Raw genomic sequence first — 16303 nt, 5'->3', positions numbered from 1 at the left:
CCGGCCATCGCCGCGGCGGTGCCGCCGACCAGGATGCCGCGCAGGGCGATGCAATGGACGATGTCGGCCTTCAGCGCCTTCAGGATCGCCGCGAGCTGGCCCGCCGCGTAGCCCGCCGCCATCGGGTTGAGGCTGGAGCGTTCCGCCTCCAGGGGCACTACGCGGATGCCTTCGGCTTCGAGGACGGCCCGGTGCGCGCGCACCCGCGTCACCACCGTGACCGACAGCCCCATTCCCAGGGCGGCGCGGGCCATGGGCAGGAAATGCGAGGCGAAGAACCAGTCCTCCGTGACGACGAAGACGAGGTTCTTGTTCGCGAGAGGGGGAGGCGAAGCGGTCATCGCCAGGGGCTTAGCACGGGCGGCGGCCCGGCGAGAGCCGGAGGCCCGGAACAGCGCCGGCTTCCTTTCGGTTGTCGCCCCACGGGAACAGGAGGGCGGCATGCTGTCGGACGAGGCGGGAGCCGGTGTGGTCGATCCGCGCGAGGCCGCGCATGAGGCGGGCCTGCGCTACGTGGACGATTCCAAGCCCGGCCTGCGGCGCAAGCGCAACGGCAAGGGCTTCCGCTATCTCGATCCGAACGGGGCTCCGATCCGTGACGCCGACGAGATCGCCCGGCTGAAGAGCCTCGCGATCCCGCCGGCCTATACCGATGTGTGGATCTGCCCGCACCGCAACGGCCATATCCAGGCGACCGGCCGCGACGAGAAGGGGCGCAAGCAGTACCGCTACCATCCCCGCTTCCGCGAAGCGCGGGAGGCCTCGAAGTTCCACCGCATCATGGCCTTCGCCGAGGCTTTGCCCGGTCTCCGCCAGCGGATCGACGCGGATATGGGCCGGCGCGGCCTGCCTCGGGAAAAGGTCCTGGCCACCGTGGTCCATCTTCTGGAGACCACGCTGATCCGGGTCGGCAACGACGATTACGCCCGGTCCAACAAGAGCTACGGCCTCACCACCCTGCGCGACCCCCATGTGAAGGTGGCGGGCTCCGAGATGCGCTTCCGCTTCAAGGGCAAGAGCGGCAAGGAATGGTCGGTCTCGGTCCGTGATCGCAGGGTCGCGAAGATCGTCAAGGCTTGCCAGGATCTGCCGGGCCAGGAGCTGTTCCAGTATCTCGACGAGGAGGGCGAGCGGCGCGACGTCACCTCCTCGGACGTCAACGACTATCTCCGCGAGATCACGGGCGAGGATTTCACCGCCAAGGATTTCCGCACCTGGGCCGGCACCGTGCTGGCGGCCCTGGCGCTGCGCGAGTTTGAGGCCTTCGACAGCGCGGTGAAGGCCAAGAAGAACCTGCGCGCCGCCATCGAGAGCGTCGCGTCCCGGCTCGGCAACACGCCGACCATCTGCCGCAAGTGCTACATCCACCCGCAGATCCTCGATTGCTATCTCGAGGGCGGCCTGCTGCTTCAGGTGAAGGAGGCGGTCGAGGGCGAGCTGACCGCCGGCCTCGGTGAACTGCGCCCCGAGGAGGCGGCGGTGCTGACTCTGCTGCGGGGGCGTTTGGAACAGGCGGCCAAGGCTGCCGGGGCCGAGGTCCGCGTGAAGACCGACGCTCCGCGCCAGACCGGGGGCCGCAAGGCCAAGGCGGCCGGCGCAAAGCGCGGCGCGGTCAAGCGCCGGGCAGCGTGAGATCCGTTTCCGGTCGAGCCGGGTCCGGTCTCATGCCCCATCCGTTCGATCCCCTCGGGATGGCGGATTTGGGCTTCGCTCAAGCGCCGCGCGGGCTGGCTGAGACGCAACCCGCTCCGATCAAGCGGAGGCCGGATCAGCCACCGCTCCGAACGATGGCGCCGTACCAGCCGAGCCCGCGATAGGTTTCGTAGCCGGGCGTGCGGTGGAAGGCGGTCACGGTGTCGGAGGCGGGATCGCGGACGACGCCGCTCTCGCGTCCCTGAAGGTCGGCGGCCAGGGTTTCCGTGAGCACGCCCTTGCCGTCGGAGGCGGCGAGGATGCGGTGGTGGGCATCCGCCAGGACCACGCGGGTGCGGGCCCGGTCCTCGTCGGCGACGCGCACGCCCGCGACGATGGCCTTCGCCTGTGGCTCCCAATCGAAGTGGACGGCGAGCACGCCGCAGGCCGGACCGTTGCCGTCACGAATCGCGGCGGCGTAGGTCGCGACCTGGGCCCCGCCGAGCTGGGCCTCGCAGTGGACTTCGCCCGGGACGTAATCGTTGCCGCTCGCGAGGAGAAGCGCGTCCCGGAACCACGGCGCGTCCGCGACGCTGCGTCCGCGCAGGTGCGGGTAGCGTTCCGGGCGGCCATTGGCGAGGATGGTCCCGTCCCGGCCGCACAGCCAGAGATCGAGATAGACCGTATAGGCCGAGAGGATCACCGCGAGCCGCTCGGAGGCGTGATCGGCCGCCTCGTCCCTTCCCGGGTCGGCGGCGCAGGCGATGACGGCGGCATCCGTGGCCCACCAGCGCACGTCGCAGGTTCGCTCGTAGAGATTGCGGTCGATCAGTTCGATGGCGTTGAGGGCGAGATCGATCAGGCGCTCGCCCTCGGCCTTCGCCGTCATTGCCTCGACGCTGCGCTGCAGGGCGGCGATCCTTGCCGCGAGATCGATCTCCAGCTCCCGGGCCAGATCCTCGATGGCGCCACCGATTCCGCGCACCTCCTGTGCCACCACGGAGAAGCCGCGCCCGTGCTCGCCGGCCCGGGCGGCCTCGATCAGGGCGTTGAGGGCGAGGATCTTCGTCTGGGCCGTGATCCGCCGGATGCTGCCGACCTTGTCATGGGTGATGCGCCCGACTTCGGCCGTCAATTCGGCGATGGTCGCCGGACCGGGCGCTGGAGGGCGCGTGGCATCGGGCGGGGAGGGGGATGAGGCCGATGCTGGGGCCGTCATGTCGATAACTCGGCTTGCGTGTGACTCTTTATCCCATTTTTATTGTTAATATAAGTATAAAAGCAATGCCGCGATCTGCTCTGTGCTGGTGGTGCTCGGCCGGAAACAGGATAGTGTCAGTTCCCGTCACCGTCCCGGTTCGGGTGCAAGGATGGCACGGCGGCGTGGCCGTTCGCCGTCCCACCGATCGCCAGGAGCGGAGAACTGTCGCGCCTGACGCCGGTTGACCGAAGGATCGGCTCGGGCGACCGTGCCGGCGCGATCCGCGAACGACGTGTCCGAGGCCGCACAGGCCGGCGACGAGGAGAGGCCATGGAACTCGATGCCTTGATGCTCTCGCGCATCCAGTTCGGCTTCACGATGGCCTTCCACATCATCTTCCCGGCTTTTACCATCGGGCTCGCCGCCTTCCTCGTGCGGCTGGAGGCGCAGTGGCTGTGGACGCGCAACCCGATGTACCGGGCGCTCTACCGGTTCTGGGTGAAGGCCTTCGCGGTCTCCTTCGGTCTCGGGGTCGTCTCCGGCATCGTCATGAGCTACCAGCTCGGCACGAACTGGTCGCGTTATTCCGACTTCACCGGCAACGTGCTCGGGCCTCTGATCCAGTACGAGGTCATCACCGCCTTCTTCCTGGAAGCGGGCTTCCTCGGGATCATGCTGTTCGGCTGGGACAGGGTCGGCGACCGGCTGCACTTCCTGGCGACCTGCATGGTCTCGCTCGGCACCCTGATCTCGGCCTTCTGGATCCTCTCGGCCAATTCCTGGATGCAGACGCCGGCCGGCTTCACCATCGAGAACGGCCGGGCGGTCGCCACCGATTGGTGGCAGGTGATCTTCAACCCGAGCTTCCCGATCCGCTACGCGCACATGGTGCTCGGCTGCTTCCTCACCACCGCCTTCGCGGTCTCGGGCATGGCCGCCTGGATGATCCTGCGCGCCCGCAAGGAGCCGCCGGCGAAGGTGGCCGGGGCGCGGGTCTCGCTCTCCATGGCCTTGTGGTTCGCGCTGATCTTCACGCCGATCCAGATCTTCGTGGGCGATTCCCACGGGCTCGCTGTGCTCAAGCTCCAGCCGACCAAGCTCGCGGCGATCGAGGCGAACTGGGACACGCAGAAGGACATGCCGCTGCTGCTGTTCGCGATCCCGAACATGGAAGCGGAGCGCAACGACTTCGAGATCGGCATCCCGAGGCTCGGCTCCTTCATCCTCACCCACGATTTCTCCGGCGTGGTACCGGGCCTGAAGGAGGTGACGCCGGACAAGCGACCGCCGGTCTGGCCGGTGTTCTATTCCTTCCGCATCATGGTCGCGATCGGCATGGCCATGCTGGCCCTGAGCCTGTGGAGCCTCTACCTGCGCTGGAAGGGCACGCTGTTCGAGAACCGCCTCTTCCTCACCTGCGCCATGCTGATGACGCCCTCCGGATTCGGCGCGGTGATCTTCGGCTGGTTCACCGCCGAGATCGGGCGCCAGCCCTATATCGTCTACGGCCAGCTCAAGACCGCGGACGCCCATTCGCCGCTGACGGCCCAGGCCGTGACCGCGTCTCTGATCGCCTTCATCGTCGCCTACGCGATCATCTTCGGCTTCGGCAGCTACTATCTCGCCAAGCTCCTGCGCAAAGGCCCCGAGCCGTTCGAGCCGTCGGTGCCCGGCGACGAGGTCGGCCGCAAACCGAAGCGGCCGCTCTCGGCGGTGGACGAGCAACTGGAGCCGCGGACGGTGTGACCATCACACCCGGGCGCCGAGGGCCGCATGGCGCCGGGCCGCCCGCGGCGCCTCGGTGTCGAGCACCGGATCGAGGCCGAGCCTGCGGGCGAGGGTGACCAGATCCTTGAGGCGGCCGGTCTGCGTCTTGCGGCGCAGGTTCAACCGGTGGGTCTCGACCGTGCGCACGCTCAGGGACAGGCGCCGGGCGACCTCCTTGTTGCTGAAGCCGGCGCTGAGGAAGCGCAGCACCTCCGCCTCGCGGGGCGTGAGCCCGACCGTATCGGGCCGCGTCTCCTCCGCCTCGGCGCGGGGCGCGGGCGCGGCCGTTCCTGCCAGGGCGAGCACGCTGGCGCAGACCTCCTCCGCCGAGCCGCCGGCCCCGATGAAGGCGTCGGCGCCGGCCTCGATCATCCGGCACATCGCCTGCGCGTCGAGGGCGCGAAACACCACGAGAACCCGCAGCCAGGGCCGCCCCTCGCGCAAGGTGGCGATCCGGGCGAAGCCTGCTTCCGGCTGGCCGCCATCCACCGCGATCAGCGCCACGACCGGGGCCGGGCCGCTGTGGGCGAGGTCGTTCTCCCCGATGGTGCGCAGGAGCGGGGCGTGTTCCAGACGGGCCCGCATCCGGGTGTCGAGACGCACCGGCTCGTCGACGATCAGGACCTGGACGGCCCGGCCACCGATGTGATTGACGGCGTCACTCATGCCGCTCCCCTCTCGTCCCGCCGCAGAACGGTGCGGCACGTGCGGAAGGAGAAGAACAAGAGTCGTTCCAGCGGTTCGGGCCGGTTTTGCCGCCGCGAATCGTCCTGCGGTGGGGAGATCGGCCGTGTTCCGTCTCGCATTGGGACGAAAACCCGCGCGCCGTCTCCCGATGACGGCGGAGGCGGCGGTCAGTTCGCCCGTGCGATGATGAGATCGGTCATCGCCGAGACCACGCGGTTGCGGCCGGTGCTCTTGGCTTCGTAGAGCGCGATATCGGCCCGCTTGAGCAGGCCCTCGACGGTCGCGCCCTCGGACCACTCGCTGACGCCGAAGCTGCAGGTGAGGCGCACCGGGCCCTTGGCCGAGCGGATCCGCAGGTCGGACGCCTTGAGGCGCAGGCGCGAGGCGAGCGCCTCGGCCTCGGCCAAGCTGTGGCCGGCGAGGACGATCGCGAATTCCTCGCCGCCCAGGCGCCCGGCGATGCCCTCCGGAGCGATCAGCCCGGCCACCGCCTTGATCGCGGCGTCGCCCACGTCATGGCCGTACTCGTCGTTGACGCGCTTGAAATGGTCGATGTCGATCAGGATCGCGCAGAGCTGCCCGAACGAGCCGGCTTTCTGGGCGGCATCCCGGCTGCGCTGCAAGAAGGCGCGGCGGTTGAGCAGGCCGGTGAGCGAATCGGTCTCGGCCAGCCGGATCAGCTCGCTCTGAAGCGTGGTCAGACGCTCGGCGGCGCGCAGCCGCGCCTGCAACTCCTCGGCCCCCGGCGGCTTGTCGAGGAAGTCGTCGGCGCCGCTATCGAGTGCCTCTGCGAGATTGCGGGCGTTGCGGGCCGAGGACATGACGATGATCGAGAGCGGCCGGCTCGCCTCGGCGAGCAGGCGGGCGGACCAGCACAGTTCCAGGCCGCTCAGGGGGCGGACCTCCAGGCTGGTGATCAGCGCGCGGACCTTCGGATTGTCGGTGACATAGGCAAGGGCTTCGGCGGAATCGGTGAACTGCGTCACCACATGGCCCCGGGGCTCGAGCATGCCGGCCACGACACGCAGGACGACGCGGCTCGAATCCACGATGACGATATGCACGGCCGTTGCCCTCGATTGCCGGGAAGACTGTGCGCGAAACCGGTTAAAAGGCAGTCTCCGGGATGGCCGCAAATGCCCATTGGAAGGCGGGCCTCCCCAAACTCCGGTTCGGTGATGGGTCTCACTCCGGCCGGGACGGGGGCTGCGTGGGAGACCGCCGCCGTTCGCGTCCAGTCGGATTGGGCGCGCCGATGGATCGCTTCGCTGATGCTCACGCGGACGGAGCGCAGCAGGAACCGAAATGATCGAGCGGAAACGGTACAGGACTTTTGCCGCTCTCCGTCGGATCAGGCCATGTCTGAGATCGGCGTCGAGCAAGGGCGGCTGTCAATTGGTCTGAAAAGCCGAGCGCGGATCCCGTTTCCGGTCATGCCGGCAAGACGAAGGCCGGCTGACGGCCGGCCTTCGTCGGAATGCTTTCTATGAAGACGCTGTTCGGCTGACGCCTTCGGGGGTCGCTTTCCGCCCGTCATCGCGAGGGGGCAGTGGCAACCCACGATGCGGGTTCGCCGCACAGGACGGGCCGCCCGGGCGGCTTCGCTCGCGCTCGCAACGAGGAGATCGAAGCCGTCACCCGGAAACGCTGCGATCGACGGATCAGAGCGGGCGGATGCCCTTGAGATACTCGCCGCCCTTCGCTTGATCGAAGCCGAAGTAATGCCTCTGGTTGCCGTGCACTTCGGATCTGACGCTGCTGGTGCCCTTGTCCGTGGAGGCGCTGATCACGCCGCCCGCCGAGGACGCGGTTGAAGTGTCGGAATGCCACATTCCGATACCCTTGGCATTGACGACCCAATGTCCGCCCGCAGCGGCGACGTCGTCCAGAGCATCGTCGTCGAGGTGGTAGTTTTCCTGAGTCATGTCCATCTCCTTTGATTGGGGCGAGGCCCGGCACCCACATCATGTGAATGAGGGCCGTTTGTTGAATGAGTTTTTTCTTGATCTTTATAAAAGCGGTCAGAAATTTTTGCTGAATAAGTACTTAAATTTGAATATAAAATAAGAATTCCCGGAATTTAAGGTCTCTGTTTATCGAGGGCCGATCCCTCTGATTTTCTTTGACGGCTTCTGTGGTTGCCGCCGAAGCAAGCTTCTGGATGTCAGGTGTTTGAAGACGACCCTTGTTTTGTCCTGTCTTCCCCGGCACGTCGTCGAAGAAGACATTGGCAAGATGATGCCGGCGCAATCTTCTGTCAGTGCGTTTTGACACCGTCTTGGGCGAGGTGCACTTGGGCGAGGTGCACATCGGGCGAGCGGGCGGGGTGACCGTGCAGGATGGATCCTGCCGACATGCGCTTTCGGTCTGTCGCGCGGAGATCGCGGGATGCGGAAGCCGGCATGAGAGCGCTGCGCCGAACGAGTGCGACGGCGGCCGGAGGGCCTTGGCTGGGCAAGTCGTGCCGGTGTCGATTCTGTCGAGGTCCTGCGATGCGGGTGGCGTTCACCGGGCACGGTGCTTCGCCGTAAGGCCGATCGGGCCGGCGGCTACGGTCTTCCCGTCGCGGGAGGAATCGGGAGCGATTTCAGCGGATGCGGGCCGGCACCTGCACGGAGACCACCCGGGGACCGCCCTCCGTCTCGGAGCGGGGCGCGGGATCGATCCAGGCGCCGCCGGAATCCTTGCTGAGGACACGGGCGCCGCGCCGCCGGGGAGCGGAGCGGCCGGCGGCCGATCCCCGCCGTTCGATCACCGTGAGGGTCGGACGGGCCGTCGGCGCCTCGCGGATGCCGGCCACCGTCGGGATGCCGTAGGTTCCGTATCCCCAGGCCGGCGGGACGATCCGGCTCGTACTCGGCAGGGGCGCGAAGGGCGCACCGAGATAGGTCCCGTCGATGGCCGGTTGCGCGAAACGGACCTCGGAATAGCCGTAGAGCAACGGATCGGCGGTCGCGCCCGATGAGGCGCAGAGCGCGAGCAGCAGGGCCAGGCCGGTGTGGCGGGTGGACGGGATGCGCATCAAGCGAGGCTTCTCCGGGCGGGGGCTGCGACGGAACACCGGCTCAGGGGCCGCATGCGGCGGAGCCCATGGTCGGTCCTCTCACCCTGTCGCCGCCAGCCGATGCAGAGTGCTGAGACGCGTGAAGCGTCCGGGAGGCGTCTCAGCGGCAGATCGTGACGCGCCGGACGATCCAGCCCTCGCCCTCGATCCAGAGGCGGCGGCGCTGCTTGTTGCAATTGGCGCTGTCGTCCTCGCTCTCCGTGACGGTGGTGCTCTGCGAAAGCTGGGACGCCTCCGCGACCTGGGTCGTCGTGCTGCGTCCGGCCGGCTGTGCTGCGGCGGCCGGAACTGCGGTCAGGCCGGCCAGGACGAGGCCGGCAAGGGCGGCCGCGGCGGTGGAATGCGCGATCATGGTATCCTGCCCGCGCGCCAAGGCGGGCGCGCTCCATCGGTTCGGTGGGGGCGGTCGGGGGCCTGCGTCGCAGGCGCCGCCGCGTCATGTCTCAACAATCCCCAACGTGGCCGTTGGGTTTCGCGGCCTCCCCGGAAAGCGGCGAAAATTTGTCTGAGGAGGCGCGGCCGTGCAGCGCGCCCGTGTGTGACCTCGTGGAAGGCAGGGCGGCGCTTGCGAGAATGGTGCAAAGGGTTGTACTGGCACACGAACGAAAAACTAGAGCTTCATCGCTTGTGAAAGTGGTGATCTTCTTTTTCAGAATGTTTCTAAGCTGCGATTCACGTCGCGACTTGGTTGTAGTGCCGCAAGTATTCATGGCGCCGTCTTGCGTGGCGCTGCGGTCGAAGCTCAAGGTCCGGTACGTAGAGGATTCCGCCGGATCGAACCGGGAGTGGTCAGATGACGGACGGATCGACGTTCGTGCAGGCTTTCATGATCCTGTTCCGCGAGGGACTGGAAGCTCTGCTGGTGATCGCGGCGCTCGCTGCTTTCCTGCGCCGCGCCGGCGCGGCGGAGCGGATCGCGCCGGTCTACATGGGGGCGCTCGCCGCCGTCGTCGCGAGCATCGGCATGGCCTGGGTGTTCGAGACCTATTACGACGGCAACCACAGCGACCTGTTCGAGGCGGCGGTGATGCTCGCGGCCGCGGCCCTGCTGTTCTACATGAGCGGCTGGATGTTCGTCCGCCAGGATCCGAAGGCGTGGCAGGCGGATCTCAACCGGCTCGCCGAGCGGGCGCTGGGCGCCGGGACCCTGCTCTCGCTCGCCGGCATCGCCTTCCTGGCGGTGTTCCGTGAGGGCGCCGAGACCATCCTGTTCCTGCACGCCCTCGCCAAGGGCGGCAATGGCTTCGATGCCTCGCTGCTCGCCGGCCTCGCGGTCGCGGTCCTCGCGCTGGTGGCGATGTTCGTGGCGATGCAATGGCTGGCCCTGCGCCTGCCCCTGCGCCCGATGTTCGTCGTGACCTCGGCCTTCCTGTTCTTCATGGGCCTGCGGATGGTCGGCGAGGCCTTCCAAGAGTTCCAGGAGCAGGCGTTGATCCCCTTCACCACGGAGGGCGTGCCCGCCTTCGTGTCGGAATGGGGCCTGAGCAATGGCAGCTGGGAGGCGCTCGGCACCCAGCTCGCGATCCTGTGCGTAGCGGTGGTCGCCGGCCTCGTCAGCCTGATGCGCAAGGGGAGCAAGGCGGAGTCCCGCGACGGGCGGCCGGTTTCCGCCACCTCCTGACCGCACTCCCGCGGCGCCGTCGCCATCGGACGGCGCCGTTTCCCTGCATGTCGCATCGGCTGCGCGAAGGCGGCCATCCCGGATGGCCTCCGCCTCAGGCTCCGCAGGGGCGGCTGAACCCGTCGGGCGGGTGCTGCCTCAGGTCTTGAGCCGGGCCTTGATCCGATAGGTGAGGCCGTCGCGCACGTCGCGGTAGCCGTCGAGGCGCTGCTCGCGGCTGCCCTCCTGCACCAGCGTCGGATCCGGCGTCGGCCAGTACTCGACATCCGCCGCGATGGTGTGGGTGAGTTCCAGGGCGCGGTGATGGGCCTCTGGCGAGAGGGTGACGATCAGGTCGAAGTTCAGCCCCTCCCAATCCTCCAACTCCTCGATGGTGCGCGGCTTATGCCGCGAGGCGTCGATGCCGATCTCGTCGAGGGCGGCGAGCATGAACGGGTCGCTCGGCTCGCCCGAGCGCACGCCCGCCGACTGCACATAGGTCGACTTGCCGAAATAGTGGCGCGCGATCGCCTCCGCCGCCAGCGAGCGCACCGCATTGAAATTGCACATGAACAGGACGGACTGCACCCGCCGTTTCTTCGGCCCGGTCCCCGGGATCGCGTCGTCCGCCATGCCCCGCCTTGGTGCCTCTCGCGAAACCGCCCTCCGCTGCCGCGGCCGATGCATCCACGGCTCGGGCGGTTCGTGAGATGCTCTCGCTCAAGCTGATATAGGGCTGGCCGGCAGCGCCCGAAAGCGCATCGTTTTGCCGAGGGTGCCGCCCTTTCGGGCAGGATGCTGCCGGGTGCCCGCGCCGGGTCCGACGTTCCGTGCCGGACGCCGTCTAGCCCTTCCAGTGAAGGGCGAAGATGAGGGTGAACAGGCGCCGGGCGGTGTGGTGGTCGAGATCGACCTTGCCTTCGAGGCGCTGGCGCAGGAGTTCGGAGGCCTCGTTGTGCAGGCCGCGCCGGCCCATGTCGATCGCCTCGATCTGCGTCGGCGAGGCGGTGCGGATCGCGCTGTAATAGCTCTCGCAGATCATCTCGTAATCGCGGATGACCCGCCGGAACGGCGTCAGCGAGAGGAGGTGGGTCATCACCGGCTCGCCGGCCTCCGTCGTGATCGCGAAGGACAGCTTGTTCTCCACGAGCCCCAGCACCAGGGCGTAGGGCCCCTCGTCCCGGCCGGGGAGGGTGAAGGAGTTCTCCTCCAGGATGTCGTAGATCGCGATGGCGCGCTCGTGCTCTTGGTCCGGATTGCCGCGCCCGATGGAGGCCTCGTCGAGACGCACCGCCGCGAGCCGATCCCTCGGCTTCTCCTGTGCCCCTTGCGCTCCCTGCATCGCTTCGGCCTTCATCGCCGCCGCCTTCTCGCGTCGGCACCCGAATCTCCGGGTGCCCGATTGCCGTCACATGAGCCGCAAGCGTGGGTCTCAGGCAAGTTGTCCCCGAAGATCGCTTAAAAAATGATCCCCGGGCCCCGTCCCGCGCGTCGGCCCTCAGAGATTGAGCCGGATGGCGACCGAGCGGGCATGCCCGTCGAGTCCCTCGGATTGCCCGAGGGCGATGGCTGCCGGGCCCAGCGCCCGCAGGGCGGCCGGATCGCAGCGCAGGATCGAGGTGCGCTTCATGAAGTCGAGCACCCCGAGCCCGGAGGAGAACCGCGCCGAGCGGGCGGTCGGCAGGACGTGGTTGGGGCCGCCGACATAGTCGCCGATCGCCTCCGGGGTATGCGAGCCGAGGAAGATCGCCCCGGCATTGCGGATCTTCAGCGCCAGCGCGTCGGCGTCCTGCGTCTCGATCTCGAGATGCTCCGGCGCGATGGCATCGACCAGCGGCACCGCCTCCTCGAAATCCCGCACCCGGATGATGGCGCCGTAATCGCGCCAGCTGGCCCGGGCGATCTTTTCACGCGGCAGGGTGGCCAGGGCGCGCTCGACCGCCTGCTCGGTGGCATCGGCCAATTCGTCCGAATCGGTGACCAGCACGGCTTGGGCCGCCTCGTCGTGTTCGGCCTGCGCCAGGAGGTCGGCGGCGATCCAGTCGGGATTGGCGTGGCCGTCGGCCAGGATCAGCACTTCGGAGGGGCCGGCGATCATGTCGATGCCGACCTGGCCGAACACCCGCCGCTTGGCGGCGGCGACATAGGCGTTGCCGGGTCCGACGATCTTGGCGACGGGGGCGATGCTCGGCGTGCCGTAGGCCAGGGCCGCCACCGCCTGCGCCCCGCCGACCCGGTAGATCTCGGTGATGCCGGAGAGCTGCGCGGCGGCGAGCACCAGGGGGTTGAGCTGACCCTCGGGAGTCGGCACCACCATGACGATGCGCGGCACGCCGGCGACGCGGGCCGGCACCGCGTTCATCAGCACCGAGGACGGATAGCTCGCGGTGCCGCCGGGCACGTAGAGCCCGACCGATTCGAGAGCGGTCCAGCGCCAGCCGGCGGTGACGCCGAGATCGTCGGTTGCGAGGTGATCCTGCGGGATCTGGCGGCGGTGATAGGCCTCGATCCGTTCGGCGGCCAGGGCGAGCGCGGCGCGGGCCTCGGTCGAGCAGGCGGCGACGGCGGCCTCCACCTCCTCGGCGGTGATGCGCAGGGTCCGTTCGGAGAAGTCCTGGCCGAGCCGGTCGAAGCGGCGGGTATACTCGACCAGGGCGGTGTCGCCGCCGGAGACGATTCCGGCGATGATTCCGCGCACGGTCTCGTCCACGTCCTCGGCGATCTCGCGCTTGAGGCCGAGCAGGCGCTTGAAGGCCTCCGCGAAATCGGGGGAGCGGCTGTCGAGGCGGATCATCGGGCGCTCTCGGTCGAAGAGAGGAGGAGGGTCACGGGCGGTTCTCGATCAGGGTGCGGACGGCCTCGTGGTCGGGACGGCCATCCGCCTCCCAGACCGGGCCGAGATCCTTCAGGCGCACCTCGATGCATTCGAGTTCGAGCCGGATCGCGGCGCCGCCGGAGAAGACGAGCGTGGCGATACCGGAGGGGGCGTCGGTCTCCTCGAAGGTGACCGCGAGCAGGCTCAGGCTCTCGCCGGAGGCAGCGCCGGGGCTGATGCCCTTGGCCTTGACGGAGAGCACGCGCTCGAAATGAACGCCGGTGAGGCGGCGCCGGGGCGGTTCGCCGGGGGCGACGGACCAGTCGAAGCGGCGGGCGGCCAGCGCGAAGCGGTGCTCGCCCGGCAGCCATGCGAGATCCTCCGGCCGCAGGATCGCGTCCTGCAGATGCGCGGAGATGACGGCGAGATCCTCGGCGTCGAGGGCGGCGAGCTTGAGAAGCTCCATGCATTGCGCTCCGAGCCCCCCGTCCGGACACGCGGGGAGCGGATTTCGAAGGCGTAGGTAGCGAGGCGATCCGCCTGCGGCAACCGGCAGCTCCGGCTGGAGCGGAATGAAGGGCTCTTTCGGGCTCATCGCGCGTTCATGAGCGCATGGCTAAGGTCCAATGGACTATTCTGAGCCATCCGGAGGGGATGCGGACGATGCGAAGCGGAATTCTGACGTTCGGGAGCGCCCTGGGCGTCGCCCTGGCCCTCGGGGTCGCGGCGAGCCCGGCGAGCGCCCAGTATTACGGCGGCGGCTACGATGGCCCGCGCCGCTACGACGAGGATTACGGGCGTCGCCGCTACGATGAGGATTACGGTTACAGCCGGCGCCGCCGCTACGAGGACGAGGATGACGGCCCGCGCTTCCGCGGCCCCCCGCCGCGCTACGGCGGCCGTGGCGGCAGCGTCTGCGTCACCGCCCGCGGCAATTGCCCGACGGGCTTCGCGCCGGTCAACTCGCCTTGCGCCTGCGACATTCCCGGTTTCGGGATCAAGCGCGGCGCGGTCGCGCGCTGATCGGGCGTCTCCGGCGCGGTGGACGGATGCGCCGCCGCGTCCGGGAGACCTTCGGGTTTTTCGAGGCCTCCGGCGGAGAGCGGAGGCGCTGGGGGCCCCTCGCTCCGGCCTCTCCCTGATGCGGGAGGGGCCGCCGCCGTCACAGCTCAGGCCCGGACTCGCTCGATCTGCGCGCCGCAGCGGCCGAGCTTGGCTTCAAGAGCCTCGAAGCCGCGGTCGAGATGGTAGACGCGGTTGATCTGCGTCTCGCCTTCCGCCGCCAGCGCGCCGATGACCAGCGACACCGAGGCGCGCAGGTCGGTGGCCATCACCGGAGCGCCCTTGAGCCGCTCCACCCCCTCGATCACGGCGAGATCGCCGTCGAGGCGGATCCTGGCCCCGAGGCGGGCCAGTTCCTGCACATGCATGAAGCGGTTCTCGAAGATCGTCTCGCGGATGCGCGACTGGCCCTTGGCCAGCGTCATCAGCGCCATGAACTGCGCCTGGAGATCGGTCGGGAAGCCGGGGAAGGGGTCGGTGGTGACGTCGGCGGGGGCGATGCCGCCGCCGTTGCGGCGCACGCGGATGCCGTCGGCCACGGGCGTGATCTCGGTGCCGGTGGCGGCGAGGGTGTCGAGGGCGCTGGCGAGCAGGTCGGTCCGGGTGTTGACCAGGGTGACGTCGCCCCCGGTCATCGCCACCGCCATGGCGTAGGTGCCGGTCTCGATCCGGTCGGGCAGCACCTCGTGGCGGGCGCCGGACAGGCGCGCCACGCCCTCCACGACGATGCGGGAGGTGCCCGCGCCCTCGATGCGCGCGCCCATCTTGATCAGGCACTCGGCGAGATCGACCACCTCCGGCTCGCGGGCGGCGTTGTCGATGACGGTGGTGCCGTAGGCCAGCGCCGCCGCCATCAGCGCCACATGCGTGCCGCCGACGGTGACCTTGGGGAAGGCGATCTCCGCGCCGCGCAGGCCGTTCTTGGTCTTCGCCACGACGTAGCCGCCGTCGATCTCGATCTCGGCCCCGAGCTTTTCCAGGGCCATGATGAGCAGGTCGACGGGGCGGGTGCCGATGGCGCAGCCGCCGGGCAGGGAGACCTTGGCCTCGCCGAAGCGGGCGAGCAGCGGCGCGATCACCCAGAAGCTCGCCCGCATGGTCGAGACGAGTTCGTAGGGCGCCGTGGTGTCGATGACGTTCGAGGCAGTCAGCCGCACGGTCTGGCCGGTCTCGGCGGTCTGGCCCGGACGCTTGCCGACCACCATGTGGTCGACGCCGTGATTGCCGAGGATGCGGGTCAGCGCGGCGATGTCGGCGAGCCGCGGCACGTTGATGAGTTCCAGCGTCTCGCCGGTCAGCAGGCTGGCGATCATCAGCGGCAGCGCCGCGTTCTTCGCTCCCGAGATCGGAATGGTGCCGTTGAGCGTCGCGCCGCCGGTGATGTGGATGCGGTCCATCGTTGTCCTCGGAGCGCCTCCCGGGCCGGAAGGGTCGCTTGGGTCCCAGGCGCGCGGGCGCCCCTCATGTCGAGCAGGGAGGTATAGGCGGTATCCGGCAAAAAGAAGAAGCGTAGCCGCAGATTCCCGCTGGGAGGCAGCCGGTTCGTGCTCGGCTGGTCCTTTCCCCGCTATCCCGCGTCGCCGGCCGGCCCCACCTTCGGGGTGGGCGCGGGGGCGGTCTCGGCTGGGGGCTCGTCCTCGGCGCGGCCGCGCGCCTGCGCCTTGCGCCGACGCAGGTTGTCGCGCAGGGCAGCCTTGAGCCGGGCGGCCCGCTCCTCGTCCTTGGTGCCCATCCTCGGATCCCCGACCGCTCCCGGTCACGATGCCACCGGGTGCGGCTCTAAGCTCTTGTTTTGACGTGCTCTCTCTCGCCGAAGCGGCCATCCATCCGGCGCGATCTTCGGTGAAAGAGCGCTCTAACGTGGTTTCCGGCTCCCTGCCAACGCGGAAGCGGCCGGGTCGGCCGGCCCGGCTCCCGGCCGCGTCCCATTGTCACCCGCCGCGCGAGGCGTGACGCAGTCCGGACCGCCATCCGAAAACCAGGGATCCTGCGGTGCTCGGATCCCCGCCCCGGAACCGTCACCTGTGACGATCAGCGCATAATCCCCACGCGACTTTAAGCCGGCGCAAAGCAGGAATGTCTCGAACTCACCTTGAACCAGTTCGAAAATACCTCCTATCTTGCGATCTCAGCGGCACCGGCGAGGGACTTGTCCCGAGAGGAAACGGGAGCCGCCGGTGGGACGGTGACGCGCGGTTGACGCCGTGCTGCTCCCTGGGGGCTGAACCTCGGGAGATCATTGCCCTGGCCGCGAATGGTTCGGCACCGCCCTTCGCGGGGATGGCGCCCGGGCCCGGATTCTTACCCCGAGGCGTCCCGAGAAGAACGCCCGGCCAGCCGAAAGCGTCGAGGACGGATGCCCGTGAACCTGATGCCCGTGAACGCTGCCGACAGCGCTGCCCTGTCCGATGAATCGATCGTGGGCGGTGACGGCGGCGTGGACGGGGGAGACGTAAGCAACGGCCGCGCCAGTTT

17 protein-coding genes are annotated in these 16303 nt (G+C 68.7%); 4 read left to right on the top strand and 13 right to left on the bottom strand.

All coding sequences use genetic code 11. The features are described 5' to 3' along the window. The coding region (locus MZTS_RS21845) for a glycosyltransferase (protein WP_281397083.1) at nt 1-341 on the bottom strand (341 nt) is incomplete at its 3' end. Between the two features lie 100 nt (nt 342-441). On the opposite strand from MZTS_RS21845, the gene MZTS_RS21840 reads away from it, so the two are divergent. Further along, nucleotides 442-1632, top strand: coding sequence for a DNA topoisomerase IB (locus MZTS_RS21840; protein WP_192285398.1), 1191 nt, complete (start codon nt 442-444; stop codon nt 1630-1632). A gap of 136 nt (nt 1633-1768) precedes the next feature. Here MZTS_RS21840 and MZTS_RS25520 read toward each other — a convergent pair whose 3' ends face one another. After that, entirely contained in the window at nt 1769-2851 is a 1083-nt protein-coding gene (locus tag MZTS_RS25520; protein WP_192285397.1) for a methyl-accepting chemotaxis protein, read from the bottom strand. 312 nt (nt 2852-3163) lie between these two features. On the opposite strand from MZTS_RS25520, the gene MZTS_RS21830 reads away from it, so the two are divergent. Then, nucleotides 3164-4579 (top strand): cytochrome ubiquinol oxidase subunit I, encoded by a 1416-nt coding sequence (locus MZTS_RS21830; protein WP_192285396.1) that lies wholly within the window; start codon nt 3164-3166, stop codon nt 4577-4579. A 3-nt stretch (nt 4580-4582) separates the two neighbouring features. Here MZTS_RS21830 and MZTS_RS21825 read toward each other — a convergent pair whose 3' ends face one another. From MZTS_RS21825 to MZTS_RS21805, 5 genes are all read right to left on the bottom strand, one after another. Then, nucleotides 4583-5266, bottom strand: coding sequence for a helix-turn-helix transcriptional regulator (locus tag MZTS_RS21825; RefSeq protein ID WP_192285395.1), 684 nt, complete (start codon nt 5264-5266; stop codon nt 4583-4585). Between the two features lie 188 nt (nt 5267-5454). After that, complete coding sequence (locus tag MZTS_RS21820; RefSeq protein ID WP_192285394.1) at nt 5455-6351, bottom strand: diguanylate cyclase; 897 nt, start codon at nt 6349-6351, stop codon at nt 5455-5457. 597 nt (nt 6352-6948) lie between these two features. Then, nucleotides 6949-7212, bottom strand: a complete 264-nt coding sequence (locus MZTS_RS21815) for a hypothetical protein (RefSeq protein WP_192285393.1) — start codon at nt 7210-7212, stop codon at nt 6949-6951. Nucleotides 7213-7874: 662 nt separating this feature from the next. Further along, entirely contained in the window at nt 7875-8309 is a 435-nt protein-coding gene (locus MZTS_RS21810; protein ID WP_192285392.1) for a hypothetical protein, read from the bottom strand. Between the two features lie 142 nt (nt 8310-8451). Then, nucleotides 8452-8703 (bottom strand): hypothetical protein, encoded by a 252-nt coding sequence (locus MZTS_RS21805; protein WP_192285391.1) that lies wholly within the window; start codon nt 8701-8703, stop codon nt 8452-8454. A 441-nt stretch (nt 8704-9144) separates the two neighbouring features. Here MZTS_RS21805 and MZTS_RS21800 point away from each other — a divergent pair, with 441 nt between their 5' ends. After that, the gene (locus MZTS_RS21800) at nt 9145-9972 is read left to right on the top strand and encodes an FTR1 family iron permease (protein WP_009864541.1); all 828 of its coding nucleotides are present in this window, start codon (nt 9145-9147) and stop codon (nt 9970-9972) included. A 138-nt stretch (nt 9973-10110) separates the two neighbouring features. Here the strand turns inward: MZTS_RS21800 and MZTS_RS21795 are convergent, their stop codons facing one another. From MZTS_RS21795 to MZTS_RS21780, 4 genes are all read right to left on the bottom strand, one after another. Then, a complete protein-coding gene (locus MZTS_RS21795; protein ID WP_192285390.1) occupies nt 10111-10584 on the bottom strand; it encodes an arsenate-mycothiol transferase ArsC in 474 nt (157 codons plus the stop codon). Nucleotides 10585-10795: 211 nt separating this feature from the next. Continuing rightward, a complete protein-coding gene (locus MZTS_RS21790; RefSeq protein WP_192285389.1) occupies nt 10796-11308 on the bottom strand; it encodes a UPF0262 family protein in 513 nt (170 codons plus the stop codon). A 141-nt stretch (nt 11309-11449) separates the two neighbouring features. Further along, on the bottom strand, nt 11450-12745 hold the full coding sequence (gene hisD, locus MZTS_RS21785; RefSeq protein WP_009862570.1) for a histidinol dehydrogenase: 1296 nt from the start codon (nt 12743-12745) through the stop codon (nt 11450-11452). 31 nt (nt 12746-12776) lie between these two features. Continuing rightward, nucleotides 12777-13232: a DUF2948 family protein gene (locus MZTS_RS21780; protein ID WP_192285388.1), complete on the bottom strand. Its 456-nt coding sequence runs from the start codon at nt 13230-13232 to the stop codon at nt 12777-12779. Between the two features lie 197 nt (nt 13233-13429). On the opposite strand from MZTS_RS21780, the gene MZTS_RS21775 reads away from it, so the two are divergent. Continuing rightward, nucleotides 13430-13789, top strand: coding sequence for a hypothetical protein (locus tag MZTS_RS21775; protein WP_192285387.1), 360 nt, complete (start codon nt 13430-13432; stop codon nt 13787-13789). A gap of 146 nt (nt 13790-13935) precedes the next feature. On the opposite strand, the gene murA is transcribed toward MZTS_RS21775, so the two are convergent. Together murA and MZTS_RS21765 are read right to left on the bottom strand one after the other, a co-directional pair. Continuing rightward, entirely contained in the window at nt 13936-15225 is a 1290-nt protein-coding gene (gene murA, locus MZTS_RS21770) for a UDP-N-acetylglucosamine 1-carboxyvinyltransferase (protein WP_192285386.1), read from the bottom strand. Between the two features lie 170 nt (nt 15226-15395). Then, nucleotides 15396-15560 carry a hypothetical protein gene (locus MZTS_RS21765; protein ID WP_009864622.1) on the bottom strand — a complete coding sequence of 55 codons (165 nt, stop codon included), beginning with the start codon at nt 15558-15560 and terminating at the stop codon, nt 15396-15398. Between the last annotated feature and the right edge of the window lie 743 nt (nt 15561-16303).

It is taken from the genome of Methylorubrum zatmanii (assembly GCF_014845115.1).
Lineage (GTDB): Bacteria > Pseudomonadota > Alphaproteobacteria > Rhizobiales > Beijerinckiaceae > Methylobacterium > Methylobacterium zatmanii.
Note: the sequence above shows the minus strand (reverse complement) of the source record. Positions and strands in the feature narration are given on the sequence as shown.

Coding starts and splice junctions, on each gene's coding strand:
- MZTS_RS21780 (WP_192285388.1), bottom strand. CDS start 13,232: ATGGAGCTTCTCAAGCTCGCCGCCCTCGACGCCGAGGATCTCGCCGTC.
- MZTS_RS21790 (WP_192285389.1), bottom strand. CDS start 11,308: ATGAAGGCCGAAGCGATGCAGGGAGCGCAAGGGGCACAGGAGAAGCCG.
- MZTS_RS21810 (WP_192285392.1), bottom strand. CDS start 8,309: ATGCGCATCCCGTCCACCCGCCACACCGGCCTGGCCCTGCTGCTCGCG.
- MZTS_RS21815 (WP_192285393.1), bottom strand. CDS start 7,212: ATGACTCAGGAAAACTACCACCTCGACGACGATGCTCTGGACGACGTC.
- MZTS_RS25520 (WP_192285397.1), bottom strand. CDS start 2,851: ATGACGGCCCCAGCATCGGCCTCATCCCCCTCCCCGCCCGATGCCACG.
- MZTS_RS21800 (WP_009864541.1), top strand. CDS start 9,145: ATGACGGACGGATCGACGTTCGTGCAGGCTTTCATGATCCTGTTCCGC.
- MZTS_RS21805 (WP_192285391.1), bottom strand. CDS start 8,703: ATGATCGCGCATTCCACCGCCGCGGCCGCCCTTGCCGGCCTCGTCCTG.
- murA (WP_192285386.1), bottom strand. CDS start 15,225: ATGGACCGCATCCACATCACCGGCGGCGCGACGCTCAACGGCACCATT.
- MZTS_RS21795 (WP_192285390.1), bottom strand. CDS start 10,584: ATGGCGGACGACGCGATCCCGGGGACCGGGCCGAAGAAACGGCGGGTG.
- MZTS_RS21830 (WP_192285396.1), top strand. CDS start 3,164: ATGGAACTCGATGCCTTGATGCTCTCGCGCATCCAGTTCGGCTTCACG.
- MZTS_RS21825 (WP_192285395.1), bottom strand. CDS start 5,266: ATGAGTGACGCCGTCAATCACATCGGTGGCCGGGCCGTCCAGGTCCTG.
- MZTS_RS21765 (WP_009864622.1), bottom strand. CDS start 15,560: ATGGGCACCAAGGACGAGGAGCGGGCCGCCCGGCTCAAGGCTGCCCTG.
- hisD (WP_009862570.1), bottom strand. CDS start 12,745: ATGATCCGCCTCGACAGCCGCTCCCCCGATTTCGCGGAGGCCTTCAAG.
- MZTS_RS21840 (WP_192285398.1), top strand. CDS start 442: ATGCTGTCGGACGAGGCGGGAGCCGGTGTGGTCGATCCGCGCGAGGCC.
- MZTS_RS21775 (WP_192285387.1), top strand. CDS start 13,430: ATGCGAAGCGGAATTCTGACGTTCGGGAGCGCCCTGGGCGTCGCCCTG.